Origin of the sequence: Paenibacillus selenitireducens, from assembly GCF_002021565.1 — a bacterium.
In the GTDB taxonomy this organism is placed as follows: domain Bacteria; phylum Bacillota; class Bacilli; order Paenibacillales; family Paenibacillaceae; genus Paenibacillus_K; species Paenibacillus_K selenitireducens.
The window spans coordinates 15,670-37,024 of sequence record NZ_MSZX01000008.1; the positions used below are offsets into that span (position 1 = coordinate 15,670).

Below are 21,355 nucleotides of genomic sequence, written 5' to 3' on the forward strand. Positions count from 1 at the left end.
CAGAAAACGCACGTCCCTCATAGGGAAACGTGCGTCCATTCCTGCTGCTTCGATCCTATAGAATCAGTGTAACTCCTTCACATATTCATGCGCCAACATGAGATATACGCTAGACGTCCACGTAAACGCGCGGTCTCGAAGCCCCTTGCCGCTCACAGCATCGAAATTTTCCGCCATGCCGCTGATATTGGCCATATGGCAAAAACGGCGAGCGGCTTCACTTGCCAGCTCCGTATAACCGCTGTTCGCTAATCCATCGACGAGCAACATCATGACAGGAGCCCAGATCGGTCCGCGCCAATAGCCATCCGGTTCATAATGTGGGCTGCTTAGGCTTTCTGTTGCGAATCCGTTCGGAGAGAAGAATTTCGCTTCATCCGACAGTTCGGCAATAAGCGCCTCAAGCACTCCCTGAGGAAGGCGGTGTCCAAGTATAATCGGCATCAAGACGATCAGACTCTCTCCACCGAGACGCTCGTGAGTTCCTGAACGTACTGCACGCATACGGCCGTCCTGCCAAAAATGACTGAGCATACGGTCCAGTGTAGATTGTGCCAGTGCCTTCCATTCCCCTGCCTCATGCGGACGGTTAAGCCGATCGGCAATCGTTGCAAGCGCCTCGCACTGCAGGACTAAATAGGCGCATAAATCCGGACTTTCGACCGCACCACGCTCATGAAAAATCGTACTGTTATCCCATCCGCTGTCATTCCCATGATTGTACTGAGGCACGCCGTCCCGATCATCATCCCGATCGTTGTACCACCATCTTGTCCAGCGAGCGAGCGGTTCATAGATTTCTCGCAGCTGTTGATCTCCAATCCAATCGCTGCGTTCCATCATCCAGGCTAACGTCCAACCGTGGATCGGCGGTTTGTTGCAGTTCCATAACTCATATTTGTCGTTCACGAAATCAGGCAAGAGTCCGCTCTCATCCTGACGATCAAAGAAAATCATGAATTGATCCCAAGCCAGCTCCGGATTGGAACGAATGAGTGCCATCGCATTGAAGCAATGATCCCAGCTCCAAATGTTCGTCATCCAATTCTTGGACATGTACATGGCCGGGCGGGTTAAGCATCCTCCGCGAGGGACAACAGCCGACCATGTAATATAAGCGGCCAGATCACGGCCAGGCTCGAGAGGCGCAGGCACCGTGAGCGTGTCCCTAAGCCATGTATCATATTCGGCAGCCATACGGTGTTCAAATTCGTCGAAGGTCTCTACGGCTTTCCGCTCCTTCCACGTCGTGCGGTACTCCTCCATCGCGAACTCGGCTACGCCTGAACTCTGTTCCGGTACGAAATGGGGCTTCACATACGTGCATCGCGTGCGCACCCATGGAGCATCCATCTGGATATCCCCTTGACTTGCAGTGACCATGAACCGAACCTCGTTCAAGAAGCTGTTCACTTCCCAGCGTTGCGCTTCACGCTGCAGGGCATAGTCATAATGCCCTCCACTCAGCGTCAGGCGCACCCCGACCCCAGCCGTCCGGCATCTCATGGTATGTGCATCGCTAATACAAAAATCCGCATATCCAGCGTCAGCCGTCAACCGCAGCTTCGTCGGCGTTGCATCCGCGGAGAAAGCTACAGTCTCCGTTCCATCCACCAATTCAATAAGAAACGCCGCTCCGCTGGATTCATCTCCCCCACGTACAGTGCGCAAATATAAACCTTCCGGCCGATCATTCGACGCCGGCAAGTATGAAATCGTCAAGAATGAGCCATATCGGCTAAAAGGAATCGTTCGAAGATCAAATGTAAATGACATAGGCTGCTCCTCCTCTACATAGATAACGCTTACAACAAAGCGGATACGAAATGATTAAGTTCCTCCCCTCATTGTAAGGGTTCATCCTGTGATTGTAGTTGTACAGCCGTACGAATGTGGTCGTCTGAATGTTAGCTCTCATCGACTATGGTGATCATGGGTGTCATTTTGTTCGGTTATCTTCGTCTATTTGTCCGATCGATTCCTCTGGCCGCAATCGATTCTATGAACACAAAAAAACCGTTGTAAGCAGCTCACGCATACACACAACGGTTGTTAATGATTAACGAATATCGAGGTCAATTTTGGAATCGACAGCCAGTTTGCTAATAAACATCATAAACGGTTCATTCTCTTGTTGATCGCTGATCATCGACTTTTTTCATTCGGATAAGCCTTGGTATTCATCTATATTGGATGAATACAAGATAGGACATCCGATTGAGCCTTGTTACTCATCTATGTTGGATTTACGCAGGATAGGAGCCACGAATGGAGGTTTATGGGCGTTATTCATCTTTTTTTATTGGATATATACATTATAGACGTTTAGATATAGGCAAATCCGTTAAAGTTAGTGGATTTATCCAACATAGCAAACATTCCTCTTCCTCAATAAATAAAGTGCCGAAAAGTCCTCTGGACTTTATCGACACCAATGAACTTATACCTCTTGTTCAAAAGCTTTCTTTGCACATGCGTCGATTACATCATCACTAAGAAATGGAGCTATCGGCACCAACGAACTTATACCTTCTTGTTCAAAGGCTTTTTTTGCACATGCGTCGATTACATCATCACTAATAAATGGAGCCATCGGCACCAATGAACTTATACCTTCTTGTTCAAAGGCTTTCTTTGCACATGCGTCGATGACATCCTCACTAATAAATGGAGCTATCGGCACCAATGAACTTATACCTTCTTGTTCAAAGGCTTTCTTTGCACATACGTCGATTACACCCTCACTAATAAATGGAGCCATCGGCACCAATGAACTTATACCTTCTTGTTCAAAGGCTTTTTTTGCGCATTCGTCGATGACATTCTCACTGACAAAGGGGGCTATGGACAGGAGATCGCTTATTTTAACGCTTTCCTTTACATGTTCAACAAATTCATCAACTTGCTCCGTTCGAAGTAATGGCGCGATTTCCGAAATCTCTTCGAGAGATACTTCATGATGTTGTAAATACTCCTCCGTTGTATTATCCATCATATTTTTAAGTATTTGCGTCCCTTTACCTTCGTCGAGAATCTCATCGATACTGACATCAAAAATTTCTGCGATCTGAGGAAGTTTAGATATATCAGGCATCGTTTCTCCTCGTTCCCAATTACTCACCGCTTGGTAACTGATACAAAGTCGATCAGCTAACCCCATCTGGGTTATCCCCGTTCTCTTTCGTAATTTCGCAATATTCCTGCCTACTTTCGACATATTAAACACTGCAATCTCCCCTTCGTTCATGATGCTTCCAGTGTATCTATTGCTCTCAATTTTGTATATCAAGTGATGCTTGAGTTACAAGGTTAAACTAAAATCCTCGATTAGCTCATTGATTTTGGTCATAAAAAAAACTCCCTTCTATTTGCTAAACAACGCAGATAAAAGGGAGTAATTTTTTTTGTACTCAAATTAAAACTTATAAAAACTTATAGATCAGAAATAAAAACTTATATAATTGCAAAGAGCTTCGTTTTATGATACCTTTGTTGTGAGGTGACCAACATGGATCAAACGCAACGATTAGCGAGGATTCTAGAAATATTGGAAGATCGAAAGCAATTGTCACAAGAAGAATTGGCCCTGATGTTCTCCATCTCCAAAGATACGGCGCGAAGGGATATTCTCGCATTAACGGAGCAGGGCTTAGTCGACCGTATTCGAGGCGGTATTTCCCTGCCGGTCATGAAAGCCCAAATCGCAAGTTATACGGATCGTCTAGTAAATCATGCAACCGAAAAACAAGACATTGCAGCCAAAGCCGTTGAATTGATCCCAAACGGAGCAACGATCATGCTCGATGTTTCCACGACGGTGCATTTCATTTCCAAACAGCTGACACAGACGGGATTGCTCGTCGTCACCCATTCGATCGACAATGCGATTTCCGTCTCGACCCGACATCAAGACAACAAAGTCTATTTGCTGGGCGGTTATTTCAATCCCGATTCCCACCTTTTATATGGCTCTTCGATCGGCGAGCAACTGCATCAGTTTTATTTTGATTATGCGTTTATCGGCGCTTCAGGCATAACCGAAGATGGGCTATTCTATTCTGAACTGGAAGATATCCAAGTGAAAAAGTCGATTTTGGAGCATTCCAAAAGAGTCTGTCTCGTGGTGGATGCATCGAAAACGAATCAGACGTCGTCTTTTAAAATCAGCTTCGAAGGAATCGATCTTCTTATTACCAACCAGCGTCTGCCTTCGGCGATCCAAGAAAAACTAGATTTGTACCGCATTGAAGTCATCTTAACCTCAGAGGAGGAGCACCTGTGAAGACGATACTATCCAATATTACGATGATTCAGAATGGTGCGCTTACGCCTGCCAGCGTCTGGATCGAAGATCACAAAATCAAATCCATACTTCCTCCAAATCCGGGAATGGAAGATGTTCAAAATGCTGATCGTATCTTGGACGGACAGCATCACCTATTGATTCCAGGCATGATTGACGTCCATATTCACGGCGCAAAAAATCATGACATGATGGATGGAACGACGACTAGCATTCAAGCGGTATCCAAAGCATGCGCCGAAACTGGATGCACTGGATTTCTGGCTACATCCGTGAGCTCTTCACTGGATGACCTTCTCGCCATGATTCGCAGCGTCAAAAAAGTCGTCGGTCGTGAAGAGGGCGCCAAAATTATCGGAATCCACCTGGAAGGCCCTTACTTGAACGTTGCGCGTAAAGGTATGCAAAACCCGAAATATTTGAGACATCCTGATCTTCATGAAATGGAGCTAATCTTCCGCGAAGCCGGAGATCTGATCAAGATGGTCACGATCGCTCCCGAGCTGCCTGGCGGCATCGAACTCATTCATGATTTAACACGCAGAAATGTCGTGGTCGCCATCGCCCATTCCGACGCTACGTACGAGGAAGCACAATTGGCTTTCCATGAAGGAGCCACCCATATTACCCATTGCTTCAATGCCATGCCGAGCATCCATCATCGCTCTCCCGGACTTGTGACTGCCGCATTAGAGAACGATCAGGTCAGCGTTCAAGCGATTGTCGACGGTGTGCATTTGCATCCTGGCATTATCCGCCTCATGCATAAAATCAAAGGACCGAACCGCATGGTCTTAACGACCGATGCGCTGCAAGCTATGGGGGTCGGCGATGGCGAATATCTATTCGGTGGTCATCATGTGGCCGTCAAGGACGGCATTGCGAGACTGCAAGATGGCACGTTGGCATCCAGCACAGTAACGATGAACCGTTCCCTCAAACTGAGCACAACGTTTGGTATCTCGCTGGAAGACAGCATCATGATGTCTTCTACCACACCGGCGTCGATCCTTCAGTTGAATCAAACCGGGCGAATTGAAGCAGGTTACGATGCAGATCTCGTCCTGCTCGACGAGAACTTCGAAGTCGTCGAAACGTTCATTAAAGGCGTACCCTATTATGCATCGTTGTAAAACAATAGCGCAAAAAAGCCGAAATCCCTTGGAAACCAAGAGATTCCGGCTTTTATTCTATTTCCTATTCCCACTCAATCGTTGCAGGCGGCTTGGACGTTACATCATACACGATACGGTTGACGTTCTCGACTTCGTTGACGATACGAACAGAGATTTTCTCAAGAATATCCCAAGGGATACGTGCCCAGTCCGCTGTCATGCCGTCGATGGAAGTTACGGCACGAATACCAACCGTGTAGGAGTACGTACGCGCATCACCCATAACGCCAACGCTCTTCATGTTCGGCAACGCTGTAAAGTATTGCCAAATTTCGCGGTCAAGACCTGCTTTTGCAATCTCATCACGAAGAATCGCATCCGATTCACGAACAATCGTAAGCTTCTCTTCCGTTACTTCGCCCAATACGCGGATCGCTAGACCCGGACCTGGGAATGGTTGACGGTGTACAATCGCATCCGGCAAACCACATTCAGAACCGACTTTACGCACTTCATCCTTGAACAATGCTTTTAACGGCTCAACAAGCTCAAAGTGCATGTCTTCTGGCAGACCGCCAACATTATGATGCGATTTGATCGTGTGCGCTGTCGCTGTTCCGCTTTCTACGATATCCGTGTACAACGTACCTTGTGCCAAGAAATCGAATTGACCCAATTTCTTCGATTCTTCATCGAAGCAGTAGATAAATTCGTTACCGATAATTTTACGTTTTTGTTCTGGATCTGATACGCCAGCAAGCTTGGACAAGAAACGATCGCGAGCATCAATTTTCACGACATGCATATCGAATTTGCCGACAAACGTCTCCATGACGCTCTCGCCTTCATCTTTACGCAACAGACCGTGATCGATGAACATACAAGTTAATTGATCGCCAATAGCTTTGTGAAGCAAAATCGCAACAACGGAAGAATCTACGCCGCCGCTCAATGCGCACAATACTTTGCGATCTCCTACTTGGTTACGAATATCGCGAATCGTATCGTCGATGAATGTCTCCATACTCCAGTTGCCTGCGCATTCGCAAACATTGTACAAGAAATTACGGATCATTTCATTACCGTATACAGAGTGACGTACTTCCGGGTGGAATTGAACCGCGAAGAAGTTTTTCTCCGGATGACTCATGGATGCAATCGGAGCATGCTCCGAGCTGCCAATTGTTTCAAATCCAGTTGGAAGCTCCACCACATGGTCACCATGGCTCATCCATACCAATTGTTTGCGGTCCAACCCCTGAATCAGGCGGCAATCCGCTACAAAATCTACATCCGATTTTCCATATTCACGTTTGTTAGCACGTTCAACTTTTCCTCCAAGCTGATGCGCCATCAGCTGCATACCATAACAAATCCCAAGAATTGGAATTCCTAATTCGAAGATTTCTGGGTCCACTTGTGGTGAATTTTCTGCATACACACTTTCAGGACCACCAGAAAACACTAAGCCTTTTGGCGCAATCTCACGAATACGTTCTGCAGAAGTATTAAACGGCAACAGCTCGCTGTATACCCCTAAGTCGCGAATACGTCTAGCAATAAGCTGGTTGTATTGTCCTCCAAAATCAAGAACAACGATAATTTCATTCGGTTTATTCATTTAAACGTGCCTCCCTCAATTCATGAAGTTAATTATACGAAAGGTCAATTCCTACCGTCAAGGCAAGTCCGCTTGAATTATAGGCTTTCTTAGGACTTATAGTCTCGAACGTTCAACCTCGATTTTGCGTCGGCAGGTCTGAATGAACCGATGTCTCGTGACTCGATCGCAATGCTGATCATTAAATGCAATCTGCTCCATGGCATACACAAGCTGCCATAAGACCGCCTTCTCCTTGTCAGCTTTGCCTTCCAACCGCTTAATATATTCACGCATCGTCATATCCGCTGTCTTCGCTCCGTACTGGCGATCCCATTTGCGCCATAAAAGCGCGGCTACGCGCTCAATTCGCGTTGGATCTTGATGCGAGGATTGAAAACGATAGATAGCCCATTGAAACTGAATTTCCAGCCAATAGCGTTGCAATAACATGATCCCTAACAGCAAGAATGCCACGGAAACCGTAGATATCCACACCCATGGCCCTACAACCGACTGCATAGCGGGCATGAACCAATCCTTTAGATTCGTCCAACTCTCTTGAATGCGATGCATCGCGCTTGTCCAGAAGCTCTCTTGCTTCACTGATGGTGCGGTCACTGTAGCGGTGCTACCAGACAACCCTTTGAAATTCTCAGGGTCAGATGTATCGGATTTCGGAGCCTGAACGGCCGTTACTTGTTCAGAACCAATTCCTTTCTCCTGATCTCCTGCTTGAAATCCCGGTGTTGGTTCGAATGCGATCCAACCCCTGCCTGGAAAATACACCTCCACCCATGAATGCGCATCCTGCATCCGTACGGTATACACATTAGGTTGTTCTGAGGATGACTCACCAGGCGCGAATCCTTTAACCCAGCGGGCAGGAATGCCCTGCGTTCTTAGCATCACGACCATAGCTGTCGAGAAATGATTACAGTAACCCTTTTTCTGCGTGAACAAAAAGTCATCCACAAAATCCTTGCCTGCAGCCGGCACAGAGGTATCCGTAAGGGTATAACTATAGTATGTCCGAAGATATTGTTCGATCGCTTTGACCGCATCCAATCGATTCGTCTGTCCTACCGTGATTTGCCGAGCTAATTCCGATATTCGGGATGGCAATGATGCTGGTAATTGAAGATAATTGCTCGTAATCTCTTGAGGATCCGCCCCGTTGCGGGTACGTAAATCAACATCATTGGGTGTCGGCACGCGAACATCGATATCATATCCGGCCAGCTTCACCCCTTGTGAGCCCGCATTGACACGGTAAGCTTGACCCTCTGCATTGGATTGAACGGTTGCCTGCGTTTGGGCAGCGGTCGTCCCTGCTCTTGAACCCAGCTTATTCGCAGCAAAATACAACTGAATAATCTGCTCCATATCTCCGCCCGTGAAGATGGTGCCATTCAAAGCAGCCCCCGAATCCTTCGATGTAAATCGAATGGACTGTTTGATCATGGTGGACACGCCCTTTTCCTCCGAACGATCCACGGAGAAATCCGGCATTTTCCCATTCTGATCCACGTCTGTCCAAGTTTCCACGGCAGCTGACCAACCGCGTCCATCATAGGTACGCTTCGTCTCTCCGCGCCAATAGGTGCTTACAGGTGTTGTGGCCTGAAATACGATGGCGGTATCGGGAACGAGTGCACTGCCAAGTTCCGTGTCATTCTCGCTATACCCTGTTTCGGCTGCCCCATTCGCAAGCGATACCGTCTTCGACAATGGCGAGGTAAGTCCCATCCATGAGGTAACCCGATCGCCTAAATTCGTCGAAGCCCATTTCTCCAAGCTCGCCATAGAAAAATTCCATGTTATAGGCTCTGCAGGTTTGGCACCGGTTCGCTCAGACAACAAGAACCCTGCTAGGATGCATACGGCCACGATCCCGATCGCACTTGCCATCCATCGACCGGGCCAACCCAAAGGATGATGGGACGTGGAAGCAGTCTTCTGTTCGGAATCCCCCCATTTCTCCATCGCAGTCATCCTTAACAAAGCAAGTAAGAGCAAAGACTCCGCTACCGCGCGAATAAATCCCGCTGTCGTATCGATGCCGAATCCCCATAACAATATCAACAGGTATATGAGCGTAATCCCGATGAACAACATACTGCTCTGCCTGTGCAGCGCTAACGACTGTACGGAGGTCACGAGCATCGCCCAGCCTAGAATTAAGAGTGCCGTACGCAGCTCGCCGCTATTGATGAAGCCCCCGCTATCCAGATGGATAAGCCGGTTTATATCCGTCCCGATCGTGGTGATCAGGTGATTCAACGCATTCAGCCATGACTGCCCCGCGGTCGCATAGACCGCAACCCACGTCCCGACGCATACCGTCAATTGCAAGGTTACCTGCACGATGGCGTGCATTCGTAGACATCCGATCACAAGAAAACAAACCAATGCCACGAATAACGGTGTGATCTGATAAAATTGCATATCCGCTTGAATCTGGTAGAGCGGAATAAGCCATTCAGCGAATAATCCGAACAATAAGATCGAGATCACCGAATGACGAATGAAACGACTGGAATTAGGCACTGACATCTTCGGCACCTCCCTGATGCGCAGGCAGCCGGACCCGTCTCGGTTCGATGCGATATACGAGTCCCCCAACGCGCTGAACGCGATCCATCCACTCCTGCTCATCCTGGGAGAGGATATCTTGAGCCATAATCCACACCCATTCCAACTGAAATCCGCGAGATGTCAGCCATTGCGAGATTTCCGCTGTTTCCCGGTCCAACCTTTCCGATACGATGATGAATGTCGTCTCCCGCGGTTCTCGCATGGCCGTGTGACGAACCGCAGTCAACAATGATGCCTGACCCTCGGGTTGAAGCTCTGCGAAATATCTCATCATGTCTTCATGCAGATAATCCTTCATCCAATGTGTTCTTCGTCCATCCGCTTGATGACCTACAAAAGAAATTTCCGTTCCCTCCGTTAAGAGCTGCTCTAATCGAGCGACCGTCCAAGCAACCGCCATTTCAAACCGTGGATGATGTCCTGATGCCGCATCAAAGACAAAGCAGGTATAAGCCTTTCCCTCTTGATCCGGAAGCCTCAATTGCCAACGTCCTTGCTTCGCGGAACTTTTCCAATGAATCCTCTTCCACGGATCGCCATGAACATATTCGCGGATATCTGAGCCGAGGGAGGGAGAATCAACGCCCAAACGCTGCATGCTATGTTCTGCTGTTAAGGAGGGGACGGTGTACCCGGTAAGCCAATGCGTCCAAGGAATACGCGCCGGATAGATGAGAAAGGATTCATGAGCTGCAGCTGACTTCTTCTTCGTAAACCAACCGAATAAGTCGCCTGTCTTCACTTCCAATGGTGCAAAAGGGTATCTCCCCCGTTCCAATCCACCAATACGATAGGCATACGTAAATTGTTGACGGAATCCCGGCATGAATAGCCGTGTATGCTCTGCAGCGAATCGCGGGATGTCTTCCCCATCGTCCCCGTCCGATGAGCGAGGACGTACATCATCGATGCGATCTGTGATCATGATCCATAATAATGGAATCCATGAACGAATCGTCACCGTCATCGTTACGACAAAGCGATCTCCGGCATGGATTCGATCTCGCTCCAGACGCCGTTCCACGCGTATGCTGCGCAGCGCAAGCGTATGTATGAGCAGTCCCCAGCCGAACAAACACGAAAATACGGTGAATAGAAACCATTCCACCGTTCCGTTTCGCAATAAGGCCAATGCCATAGCGGCACTCCATAGAGCTAGCGCCGCCAATCCTTTCATGAATGCACTCATCCTCGTCTCGCCCCCGATTCCGATCGGAACATCGGCACAGGCGCCTGACCGATAAGATGCGCGAGCAGCTCCTCGCCCGGCACGCCCATCATGCGGGCTTGCGGCGACAGCACGAGACGATGCGCCAAGACGGCCATTGCCGTCTCCTTCGCGTCGTCAGGCACGACATAGGCGCGCCCATGCATATAGGCATGGGCCTGCGCTGCGCGCATCCACGCGAGGGATGCGCGGGGGCTCACCCCGAGCGCAATGTCTGCATGCGCTCGCGTGGACTGAGCGATCAGCACCATATAGTGCTTGATCGCTTCATCGACATGCACCGCGCGGACTTCGCGCTGCATGCGCACGATGTCTTCGGCCATCACGATGGGCCGAAGTGAGTCAATCGGGTGGAGCTGCTGCATGCGATTCAGCAGCTCCACCTCCTGCATCGGATCCGGGAAGCCGAGCTTGATCCGGAGCAGAAAACGATCCAGCTGCGCCTCCGGCAGCCGGTATGTGCCTTCAAAATCCAGCGGATTCTGTGTCGCAAGCAGAATAAAGGGCTCCGGCAAACGGCGGGTCACGCCGTCGACAGTGACACGGCGTTCTTCCATCGCTTCCAGCAAGGCGGACTGGGTGCGCGGCGACGTACGGTTAATCTCATCCGCAAGCACTAAATTAGCCATCAATGGGCCTGAGCGATATTCGAACTGGAGGGTCGCTGGATTGTACACCGACACGCCTGTGATATCCGAAGGCAGAACATCAGGCGTAAATTGAATCCGTTGGAACGAACAGCCAATGGATTGCGCAACGGCGCGGACCAGCATCGTTTTTCCTACCCCTGGCACATCTTCGATCAAGACATGGCCGCCGCTCAGCATCGCTAGGAACGTCTTTAGGATCGCATCCCGTTTGCCGATCATGACGCTCTCAACGCGTGTAATCATTTGTTCAATAAATTCTACAGGCCGTTCATCATTCGATAGAATTGAATAAGACATGGCTGATTCCTCTCTTTCCATTCCCATTAGAAATGAGCATACTTTCTAATAGTTTCGCCATGTCTTCATAGATTTAGACCTTCAAGATTCATAGAATATTACTCCACAAGGATCAACCGCTTCTGATCTTCCTCCGCATAGCTAAGCACATGATATTGTAAGACGGACATGAAATCTCGTAGATTCACTTGCGTTGTATTCGAATCCATATGTATATCTATGGGAATATGCAGCTTCTCATCTCTCGGTAAGTAGACCGTTGCCATATGCTGCTTCAGATCAATCTCTGCCCGAATCGTCCCTACTTCGACCGAAGCGATTTGCGTCTTCGCATCCCATCCTATTTTCCCACCCATCTGGTCCGTCAATGCCCGCAACTGCACATAATACTGATCCTCCAAGTATCTGAACTCCCCCGGTTTTAATTGCCACGTTGTATTGCCTCGTTGAATATGTAAAGCGGTGATTGTACTAGCACGCTCTCCTGCAGCATTCGGCCATGCCGCGACACTCTTCCTTAACAGCTCCTCTGCTGTGTCCAGCGAGATGCCAGCCTTTTTCCATTTGGATGTGCTCGCGAGGCGGAACTGAACGGGCTTCATATCCGACGGAATCGCAGCAAATTGATAGCCTTTATCCTTATAGTACTTAATGATTGAAGGCAAGGCCTTCACACTCTCGCCATGCCCTGACCCATCGTGCAGCAATACGACCAAATTCTTTTTCAACGAGCTCTTCTTCACCTCTTGAATAATCTCTGAAGCTGGAACGTTACGCCGTTTCGAATCCCCGCTGTCCACATCCCAGTCATAGACCGCAAACCCGGCTTCCGCCAAATACGTAAAATAATTCGCATCAAAATTGCCGTAGGTTCCACCCGGCGCACGCAGAAGCGCAGGACGCTGGCCTACGATTTGTTCCAGTATCAGCTGCGTCTTCACGATCTGTCGCCAGAACTCCCGGAAATCCGTATACAAGGACTTGTATTGATGATTATAGGTATGGTTGCCAAGCTGATGCCCTTCGTTCACGATGCGTTTGATGAGGTCAGGATGTGATTCCGCCTCATTCCCCAGGACAAAAAACGTAGCTTGGATGTTTTCTTTGGCTAATATATTTAAAACGTCTGGCGTATTTTTGCTCGGTCCGTCGTCAAAGGTTAAGTAGACGGTTTTCTTCTCGGATTCACCTGCTGCTTCTTGCGCAAGAGCTGCTTGCGGTAAGAGCATGCTTCCGATCAAGATCAAGAACAACCATACACTTCCCCACCGCATCCAATTCCATGTCAATGGCTGTCTACTGCTGCCACGCTTCTTCATTCACTTACCTCCCATATATTTCTATGCAATTGATTATCTGCTAGAGTATATGGAGAAGTATGAGAGACTATGACAATGGAAATGATATGAATTGCGTTATAATAGAAATCTCCTATTCGTAAGTGATTCGACAGATTAAATACGTAAAGGATGGATCGTTCCTATGCATCACATTGAGCAATTATTCCATGATTACGGGTATTATGTATTATTCTTTGGTCTGCTCCTCGAGTTTATCGCCTTGCCATTTCCAGGTGAGACCACGATGGCCTACGCGGGCTATTTAGCGTATCAAGATCAGCTGAATTGGGTTCTTCTCATGATCCTGGCGTTCACTGGCACTACCATAGGCATGACCATTACCTACGCCATCGGGCATTCCATCGGGATGCCTTTCGTACGTAAATATGGCAAGTGGTTCCTCTTGAGTCCGGAAAAAATCCAAAAGACCGAGCGCTGGTTCGGAAAGTATGGAAATGGTCTCATTTTCATCGGGTATTTCATCCCGGGAATTCGGCATATCACCGGGTACTTCGCAGGCATCATTCGTCTTCCATTCCGCAAATTTGCCATCTATGCCTATACGGGGGCTTTGTTCTGGGTCATTATATTTATCGGTGTCGGTAAAATATTCGGACCGCAGTGGGATGCTGTGTTCAAAGTGGCAGAGCATTATACCCTCTATATTGCGATTGCTGTCGTCGTTCTCCTCGTACTCCTACTAGGTTATCGATACCGTAAAGGAATCCGTGCATGGTTCAACAAATAGCAAATCCTTATAGAATCGATGACGATGAGAAAACCTCTACCCTCGGCTTTTCGAAAATGAGCGACCAATTGTGGTAAGCGAGCCTTCCTCGATTTTTTCATCCGGATGAGCCTTATATTCATCTATATTGGATTCATACAGGATAGGACGTCTGGATGAGCTTCGTTACTCATCTATGTTGGATGAATACAGGATAGGATTCACGAATTGAGGATTATTGGTGTTTTTCATCCTAGTATGTTGGAAATATACACTATAGACGCTTAAATATAGGCAAATCCGTTAAAGCTATTGGATTTATCCAACATAGCCATCTTCATCTTCATCATCGTTATGGTTAATAACATTCCCGCACGGGGTTTTTCGCACCGCGCACAGTTCCCCTCGCCAGGAGGAATTGCTGTAAAAATAACAACAATATAAGTATGGCCATCTACTAGTCTTGTGTTGTATAACATACAATATGATGATGTCATCCCTCTAATGATTTCGCCAACCTCTCGAACCTTAATGCCTTCTTATCGTAAAAAAAAAGGATGAAGCAGCACCCGCTGATCCATCCTTTTTCGTTATATTTACATCTGTTTCACGGCTTCGAGCACTTGATGAACATGCTCTTTCACCCTTACCTTGCGCCATTCGGCCGCAAGCTTGCCTTCCTCATCCACCACAAAGGTAGATCGGACAATGCCTTCGAATTCCCGTCCATAGAGCTTTTTCCATTGCCATACGCCGAACAATCGGCATACTTCATGCTCCGTATCGGCCAGCAGCAAAAACGGCAGCTCGTTCTTCGCAATGAACTTCAACTGCAACTTGCTCGCGTCGCCGCTGATACCAATCACTTCGGTATTATACTTCGAAAATTCCCCCGTAAAGTCCCGAAAGTCACAAGATTCTTGCGTACACGCGGGTGTCGAACTTTTCGGATAAAAATAAATGACAAGCTTCTTCCCGCGATAATCGCTTAGGGAGACATTCTCCCCGTTCGATGCGGGCAATGTAAAGTCAGGAATAGGTTGTCCCAATTGTAAATCAGCCATGTTGTACCCTCCTTGGGATGATGTCGATTGCGTGCGATGCTCATAAGTCCGCTGCGTCTGAATCGTCCTTCCAATCGCTCTTGTCACCAGATTTCTTCATGATCTAAGCCCTGTAAAGGGTGAAATCCGGTGACAAAGGCGAACGCTGCCGCTTCTACAGAACGATTTCAGCCTCTCCGCTAGGTTGTCGTCATCAGTAACGCAGTGGCCCCTACGATCCCGCCCCACGGTAACTCCGCACGCCGTAGTTCCAGACCAGAATACCGCCGGTTAAGAAGATCATCCCCATCACCGGGGTCAACAACGCAAAGGATTTTGTAATATTCTGATCCAAGAAATACGCTGCCGGATACACGCCGACGAAGGCAAAAGGAATAATCCAGGTTAAGATCACTTGAATCACGCGGTTATAAATAGTTACAGGATATCGCCCGTAACCTTGAATATTGAACATCAACGGCAAGATGCCCGTCGGTGCATCGGAGAAGAAGGAGATCGCCGTCAACGCGGTGTAAATTCCAACATAGATCATCACCGATCCCAAGACCATTAACATCAGCACGAGTAACTCTACGATCCCAAAGGGAATGCCGAGCTGTGACCAACAAATCGCCATGATACCCGCTCCAACGAATGAACCGATAAGCGACGGCGGATCGATATTTTCTAGGATCACTTGAAAGAGACTGTGCGCGGGCCGCGTGAGCACACGGTCCATCTCCCCTTTGACGATATACCTTTCACTGAAGCCCCATAAATTAATGAAGCAGCTAAAAATTCCGTAAGGAATCATAAAGTAACCATACACGAAGATCACTTCTGCCTCTGACCATCCGCCAAGCGTATCCGTGTGCTGAAATATCACCAAGATAAAAATTAAATTCGTTGCTTGAAACAGCAAATCTGACAGCACTTCAACCCAAAAATCGGCGCGGTAGGTCAGTCGTGTTTTCAAATAATTCTTAATATACTCCCACACGAGAGATCCATAATACATCTGCTTAACCCCCTTGCACGAACAGACGATGCCGCGCTTGGCGCCACATCAACAATATCGGTATGATTAGAATCGCAAACCACAGCAACTGGATACCGAGCACATGCCAAATACCCACGCCTTGGATTCGCCCTGTAAAGACAGAGCTTGGCAAGAACGTGATCGCCTGGAAAGGTAGAAATTTCATAATTCCGGATAACCAGCCCGGGAACAAGGTAATCGGAACAATTACGCCGGAAAATAAGTCCACGAGTACGCGCTTCATGCGCATCATGCCTTCGTTATTCTCCACGAAGAAGGATAGCAGCCCGGTAAAAATATTGATTTGCGAATTAATTAGAAAGCTCATTAATAACATAAATAAAAAGGCTGTCCATGCTGCGGGGTCCGTCGGTAATTTAACGGGGAATAAGATGCATGCAATGATCATCCCGGGTCCCATGAAGAGGATTAGGCGGAATAACCCTTCACCGAGTCCTTGCATCATTTTGACGATGACGTAGTTATAAGGTCGGATGAACTGTATGGCTACACTGCCGTCACGTATGTCATTAGCGATCTCGCGATCCAGGTTATTGAAATAGAACGCTCTTGCCATCCAAGACACGGCCACATAGGTTGTCATTTGATCCACCGTAAAGCCGCCCAGCACGGTCTGGCTCCCATAAATGGCTTGCCATGTAAAATAGTACACCCCAATATTTAACGTATAGATTAAGATGCCGCTGTAGTAGTTCACGCGATACGCGAGCATCATGAGAAATCGAATACGAATGAAATCCAAATAAGCGCTAAGCATTCGACACCTTCTCCTCTTGCAGTAGGTGCTCTTTCGGTTCCTCCGCTGAACCCGACTTATAAATCTCGCGTACGATATCATCCGTGTTCGTCTCAACGATTTTGATATCGGTGATTTCCGTCGTTCCCACCACACGGCTCAGCACATCTGAGACATTCACTTCGAGCGGAATCCACACTTTGGCGGTATATTCATTTTCGGCTGTCCACGCGACTTCAAGGCCAGCGGTAAGCATCTGCAATTGATCCATGATGAATGGCGAGGCAAATTGGAAGTGAACCTCACGCCCTTTGCCCCATTTTGCCTTCAGTTCTTCAAGACCGCCGTCATAAATAATTCTGCCGTCATCCAACATAATCACACGCGAGCATAAGGCTTCGATATCTTGCAGGTCATGCGTGGTCAAAAGAATCGTCGTCTCATATCGCTGGTTCATTTGCTTCAGGAACTCGCGAATTTCCGTCTTCACGACAATATCCAGCCCGATCGTTGGTTCGTCCAAGAATACAATGGAAGGGTTATGCAGCAAAGAAGCTACCAGCTCACAGCGCATACGCTGTCCTAAGCTTAACTTGCGCACCGGACGATTTAATAAATCCTGTAGTTGGAGACGTTCGACTAATTCGTCCAAGCGTTTCTTAAATTCCTGCTCGGGCACGCGATAGACTTTGCGAAGCAGTTGAAAGGATTCAATTACGCCGATATCCCACCACAATTGACTGCGTTGTCCGAACACGACGCCGATGCCTCGTACGAATTTCTCGCGTTCTTGGTGAGGAATGAAGCCATTCACGCGAATGTCACCTGAGGTCGGCACAAGAATGCCGGTCAACATTTTGATCGTCGTCGATTTGCCTGCCCCGTTCTCGCCAATGTAACCGCAAATCTCACCCCGTGGAATTTGAAAAGATATATCTTTCACGGCAGCGACCTGATTGTATTCTCTGCGGAACAAGTCCAGCATCGCGCCTTTCAGACCTTCTCTATTCTTTTGAACCTTAAATTCTTTCCTTAAATCTTTCACATCAATCGCTAACACGATGTTGTAACCTCCTGGAACAATGCCTAAAATCCGACAATTAATTTGATTTTTCACCAAAAAAAAATCTATAATGTAATGATACTTTAAATAGATTATTATGCAAAACCATTTTATTCGAAAGAGAACAGAAAGGGATGAATGCAACGTCTTATGAAAAAGATGAGCAAACGCGCGAAATGGATTACAGGCTCCATTATCGCAGTACTGGCTATTGTATTGATTTTTGTAGGAATCTATACGTACCGGGTCTATCATAGTTTGGATAATTTGAATAAAAAGCCAGAGGACTCTATTTTTACGAATAATAGTAAGGAAGAAGTTGCTCCGAAATGGACAGGTACGGAGCGCGTTAATATATTACTCATGGGCGGAGACTCACGCGGCATGCAGAAGAATGAGGTTCCTCGTTCGGACTCTCTGATCGTCGCCTCCGTGGACCCCGTTACAAAAAAGGGAACGTTGTTATCCATTCTGCGGGACACGTACGTAGATATCCCGGGTCATGGCAAAGAACGGATTAATGCGGCTCTTGCCTATGGCGGGCCGAATCTAGCAATGAAAACCGTAAGCGATTTGCTGGGTGTACCGATTCAATATTATGTTTATGTCGATTTTAAAGGATTTATCGCACTTATTGACGCCATTGACGGCATCGACTTTTATGTAGAAAAAGATATGAAATACAGCAGTAAAGCAGATAAACATGAGTATGACATTGATTTGAAGAAAGGCATGCAGCATCTAGATGGGAAATCGGCATTACAATATGTTCGATTCCGTCATGATGCGATGTCCGACTTCACGCGGACGGAACGTCAACGGGAGTTCCTCAAAGCGGTAGCGTCTAAGATGCAGACCACATGGTCGATCATGAAGCTGCCAGATATTCTCGAGAAGGTGAATCCGTTTATTGAAACAAATTTAAACATCGACGATATGTGGAAGCTTGCAGCATTAGGGTATGATAGCCAGATCGGCAGCAGCGAGCAAATCCCGCCAATGAAGCTTATCAGTGAAGATAATGCCGGCGGAGCCGCTGTTATCGGTATTAAAAATGAGCAGGCGCTGAAGGATTTTGTTCAGGAAACGTTCACCAAGGATACAGCACCTCCTGCCACGCCAACGGATGGCACGGGTACTGGAACCGGCTCGGGAACGGGCACAGATCAGACGAAGACAGACAGCAATTCAAGCAACCAGAGCAATTCAACCAGCTCAACTTCAAAGTAGCGGCTGGATGACAGAATATGTAGGAACAAGAAAGAAGGAGAATTTCGATGAATCGAGTACGTTCTGAACAATGGTATCAGGAAGCTTTAACACATATCGTCGGTGGGGTGAACAGCCCTTCCAGGTCTTTTAAGGCGGTTGGCGGTGGCGCCCCCGTCTTTATGGAACGCGGACAAGGTGCTTATTTCTGGGATATTGACGGCAATAAGTATATTGACTATTTGGCCGCTTACGGACCGATTATTGTAGGTCACGCGCATCCGCATGTAACGGAAGCGATCACACGTGCAGCGCAAAATGGTACCTTATATGGGACACCGACGACGTTAGAAGTTACATTTGCCAAGATGTTAAAAGACGCGATTCCTTCTCTCGATAAAGTCCGATTCGTAAATTCAGGTACGGAAGCCGTGATGACAACCATTCGTGTGGCTCGTGCTTATACAAAACGTAATAAAATTATCAAATTTGCCGGCTGTTATCATGGCCATTCCGATTTAGTGCTAGTCGCCGCAGGATCAGGTCCTTCCACGCTAGGCATTCCGGATAGTGCAGGTATTCCTGCCACCATTGCCCAGGAAGTCATTACCGTGCCGTTTAACGATCTTGATGCATTACAAGTCGCCTTGGAACGTTGGGGCGATGATGTGGCGGCTGTCATGGTCGAGCCGATCGTCGGCAACTTCGGTATGGTTATGCCGGCTCCTGGATTCTTGGAAGGACTATGTCGCTTAACCCGGCAGTTCGGAGCACTTGTGATATACGACGAGGTGATTAGCGCATTCCGATTCCATTACGGCAGCGCGCAGACGTTCGCAGCATTCGATGATTTTGCAGCTATTGAGCCTGATTTAACTGCACTCGGCAAAATCATTGGCGGCGGCTTGCCGATTGGTGCCTATGGCGGTCGAAAACAGGTGATGGAACAAGTTGCCCCACTCGGCCCAGCCTATCAAGCGGGGACGATGGCGGGTAATCCCGCTTCCATTACAGCAGGGATTGCTTGTCTCGAAGTGCTGCAAAAGCCAGGCACATACGAGCGTATGGACGCCCTTGCAGCCGCACTTGTCGACGGCTTAGAAACCTCTGCCGCGAAGCACGGCATGCCATTGACAATTAATCGGATCCGCGGTTCGTTCTCGACGCATTTTTGCGACCATCCTGTGACAAACTATGAGGAAGCACAAACTTCTGACGGCGAGATGTTCGCACGTTTCTTCCGTGAGATGCTTGAGCAAGGCATTTGCCTAGCGCCTTCGAAATATGAGGCATGGTTCCTTACAACAGAACATACCGAGGACGATATTGCCAGAACAATCCAAGCTGCCGATCATGCCTTCTACCAAATGTCACGATAATTAGGCAATGATGTAAATTGTTATATCTGGGAGATTGCTTCATTCTGCTGGATATGATAGGATATAAACAACTTAATACGTCTCCAAAGGGGAGTAGCAAGAGACAGTAAAGTCGTCATTACGGGATTTCATCCTCGGCTTTATTGGCAACGATCATGTTGTTTTGCGAGACCTTTGCCACCTATGGTAAAGGTCTCTTTCTTATTTTTGGAACTTTGACGCTGTTACCGTAGGTGGTAACGGCGTTTTTTATGTTATTCACTATTATAGGAGGAATGGAAAGATGGATTTTTTTTCACTTGATTTTTGGTCGGCTCTATTCGCCATCGTCATGATTGACTTGGTACTTGCCGGAGATAATGCGATCGTGATCGGACTGGCAGCGCGTAATCTTCCGAAGAGTCAACAGAAGAAAGTGATCATTTGGGGAACTGTCGGGGCGATAGCCATTCGTGCTACCGCAACACTACTCGTGGTTTGGTTATTGAAGATTCCTGGACTTTTACTTGCAGGCGGACTTATTCTGATTTGGATTGCATTCAAGCTCATGGTTGAAGAGAAGGATCATAACGTCGAATCTGGCGGAAGCATTTGGGCTGCCATTCGAACCATTATTATCGCAGATGCGGTAATGGGTCTAGATAATGTACTTGCTGTTGCAGGTGCTGCGCATGATAGCTTCTTGCTGGTTATCCTTGGCTTGGCGATCTCGGTTCCTATCGTAGTCTGGGGAAGTACAATCGTGCTTAAGTTTATTGAGAAATATCCGGCAATCATCACCGTCGGCTCTGCGGTACTTGCTTGGACGGCTTCCAAAATGATCGTTGGCGAATCGTTCATGAAGGATTTCTTCACGAATCCTGTCCTGAAGTATGGTTTTGAAATTCTCGTCATTATTCTGGTTGTAAGTGCAGGTTTAATTGTAAAACGGCGCAGATCGCTAAAGCCAGCGGCTGAACCGCAAGCATAATTACATGCTATACGGCACTTCGAGCTCCAGCTTCTTG

Annotated in this window: 17 protein-coding genes; 6 read left to right on the forward strand and 11 right to left on the reverse strand. The window is 47.7% G+C overall.

All coding sequences use genetic code 11. The features are described from left to right. Positions 1-63 precede the first annotated feature (63 nt). Entirely contained in the window at positions 64-1,776 is a 1,713-nt protein-coding gene (locus tag BVG16_RS19430; RefSeq protein ID WP_078500719.1) for an amylo-alpha-1,6-glucosidase, read from the reverse strand. Between the two features lie 664 nt (positions 1,777-2,440). Continuing rightward, on the reverse strand, positions 2,441-3,247 hold the full coding sequence (locus BVG16_RS19435) for a helix-turn-helix domain-containing protein (protein WP_078500721.1): 807 nt from the start codon (positions 3,245-3,247) through the stop codon (positions 2,441-2,443). A 261-nt stretch (positions 3,248-3,508) separates the two neighbouring features. On the opposite strand from BVG16_RS19435, the gene BVG16_RS19440 reads away from it, so the two are divergent. Together BVG16_RS19440 and nagA are read left to right on the forward strand one after the other, a co-directional pair. Continuing rightward, complete coding sequence (locus BVG16_RS19440) at positions 3,509-4,282, forward strand: DeoR/GlpR family DNA-binding transcription regulator (protein WP_078500723.1); 774 nt, start codon at positions 3,509-3,511, stop codon at positions 4,280-4,282. Between the two features lie 23 nt (positions 4,283-4,305). After that, positions 4,306-5,436: an N-acetylglucosamine-6-phosphate deacetylase gene (gene nagA, locus BVG16_RS19445; protein ID WP_144027437.1), complete on the forward strand. Its 1,131-nt coding sequence runs from the start codon at positions 4,306-4,308 to the stop codon at positions 5,434-5,436. A 64-nt stretch (positions 5,437-5,500) separates the two neighbouring features. Here the strand turns inward: nagA and guaA are convergent, their stop codons facing one another. From guaA to BVG16_RS19470, 5 genes are all read right to left on the reverse strand, one after another. Continuing rightward, positions 5,501-7,039 (reverse strand): glutamine-hydrolyzing GMP synthase, encoded by a 1,539-nt coding sequence (gene guaA / locus BVG16_RS19450; protein ID WP_078500726.1) that lies wholly within the window; start codon positions 7,037-7,039, stop codon positions 5,501-5,503. Positions 7,040-7,135: 96 nt separating this feature from the next. Then, positions 7,136-9,574 (reverse strand): transglutaminase-like domain-containing protein, encoded by a 2,439-nt coding sequence (locus BVG16_RS19455; protein ID WP_158081729.1) that lies wholly within the window; start codon positions 9,572-9,574, stop codon positions 7,136-7,138. Beyond that, complete coding sequence (locus BVG16_RS19460; RefSeq protein ID WP_078500728.1) at positions 9,561-10,805, reverse strand: DUF58 domain-containing protein; 1,245 nt, start codon at positions 10,803-10,805, stop codon at positions 9,561-9,563. The genes BVG16_RS19455 and BVG16_RS19460 overlap by 14 nt, the downstream gene beginning before the upstream one ends. Beyond that, entirely contained in the window at positions 10,802-11,791 is a 990-nt protein-coding gene (locus BVG16_RS19465) for an AAA family ATPase (protein ID WP_078500729.1), read from the reverse strand. Before BVG16_RS19465 ends, BVG16_RS19460 begins: the two co-directional genes overlap by 4 nt. 98 nt (positions 11,792-11,889) lie before the next feature. Beyond that, positions 11,890-13,110: a polysaccharide deacetylase gene (locus tag BVG16_RS19470; protein WP_078500730.1), complete on the reverse strand. Its 1,221-nt coding sequence runs from the start codon at positions 13,108-13,110 to the stop codon at positions 11,890-11,892. A 163-nt stretch (positions 13,111-13,273) separates the two neighbouring features. Here BVG16_RS19470 and BVG16_RS19475 point away from each other — a divergent pair, with 163 nt between their 5' ends. After that, positions 13,274-13,879 (forward strand): DedA family protein, encoded by a 606-nt coding sequence (locus BVG16_RS19475; RefSeq protein WP_078500731.1) that lies wholly within the window; start codon positions 13,274-13,276, stop codon positions 13,877-13,879. Between the two features lie 575 nt (positions 13,880-14,454). Here BVG16_RS19475 and bcp read toward each other — a convergent pair. From bcp to BVG16_RS19495, 4 genes are all read right to left on the reverse strand, one after another. Continuing rightward, on the reverse strand, positions 14,455-14,922 hold the full coding sequence (gene bcp / locus BVG16_RS19480) for a thioredoxin-dependent thiol peroxidase (protein WP_078500732.1): 468 nt from the start codon (positions 14,920-14,922) through the stop codon (positions 14,455-14,457). 211 nt (positions 14,923-15,133) lie between these two features. Continuing rightward, the gene (locus BVG16_RS19485; RefSeq protein WP_078500733.1) at positions 15,134-15,919 is read right to left on the reverse strand and encodes an ABC transporter permease; all 786 of its coding nucleotides are present in this window, start codon (positions 15,917-15,919) and stop codon (positions 15,134-15,136) included. Positions 15,920-15,923: 4 nt separating this feature from the next. After that, positions 15,924-16,718 (reverse strand): ABC transporter permease, encoded by a 795-nt coding sequence (locus BVG16_RS19490; protein WP_078500734.1) that lies wholly within the window; start codon positions 16,716-16,718, stop codon positions 15,924-15,926. After that, the gene (locus tag BVG16_RS19495) at positions 16,711-17,757 is read right to left on the reverse strand and encodes an ABC transporter ATP-binding protein (RefSeq protein ID WP_078500735.1); all 1,047 of its coding nucleotides are present in this window, start codon (positions 17,755-17,757) and stop codon (positions 16,711-16,713) included. The genes BVG16_RS19490 and BVG16_RS19495 overlap by 8 nt, the downstream gene beginning before the upstream one ends. Positions 17,758-17,919: 162 nt before the next feature. Here BVG16_RS19495 and BVG16_RS19500 point away from each other — a divergent pair, with 162 nt between their 5' ends. The 3 genes from BVG16_RS19500 to BVG16_RS19510 all read left to right on the forward strand — a co-directional run bounded on the left by BVG16_RS19500 (position 17,920) and on the right by BVG16_RS19510 (position 21,318). Beyond that, on the forward strand, positions 17,920-18,990 hold the full coding sequence (locus BVG16_RS19500; RefSeq protein WP_408635359.1) for an LCP family protein: 1,071 nt from the start codon (positions 17,920-17,922) through the stop codon (positions 18,988-18,990). 47 nt (positions 18,991-19,037) lie between these two features. Further along, complete coding sequence (locus tag BVG16_RS19505) at positions 19,038-20,348, forward strand: glutamate-1-semialdehyde 2,1-aminomutase (protein ID WP_198957505.1); 1,311 nt, start codon at positions 19,038-19,040, stop codon at positions 20,346-20,348. A gap of 283 nt (positions 20,349-20,631) precedes the next feature. Beyond that, positions 20,632-21,318, forward strand: coding sequence for a TerC family protein (locus BVG16_RS19510; protein ID WP_078500737.1), 687 nt, complete (start codon positions 20,632-20,634; stop codon positions 21,316-21,318). Positions 21,319-21,355 lie beyond the last annotated feature (37 nt).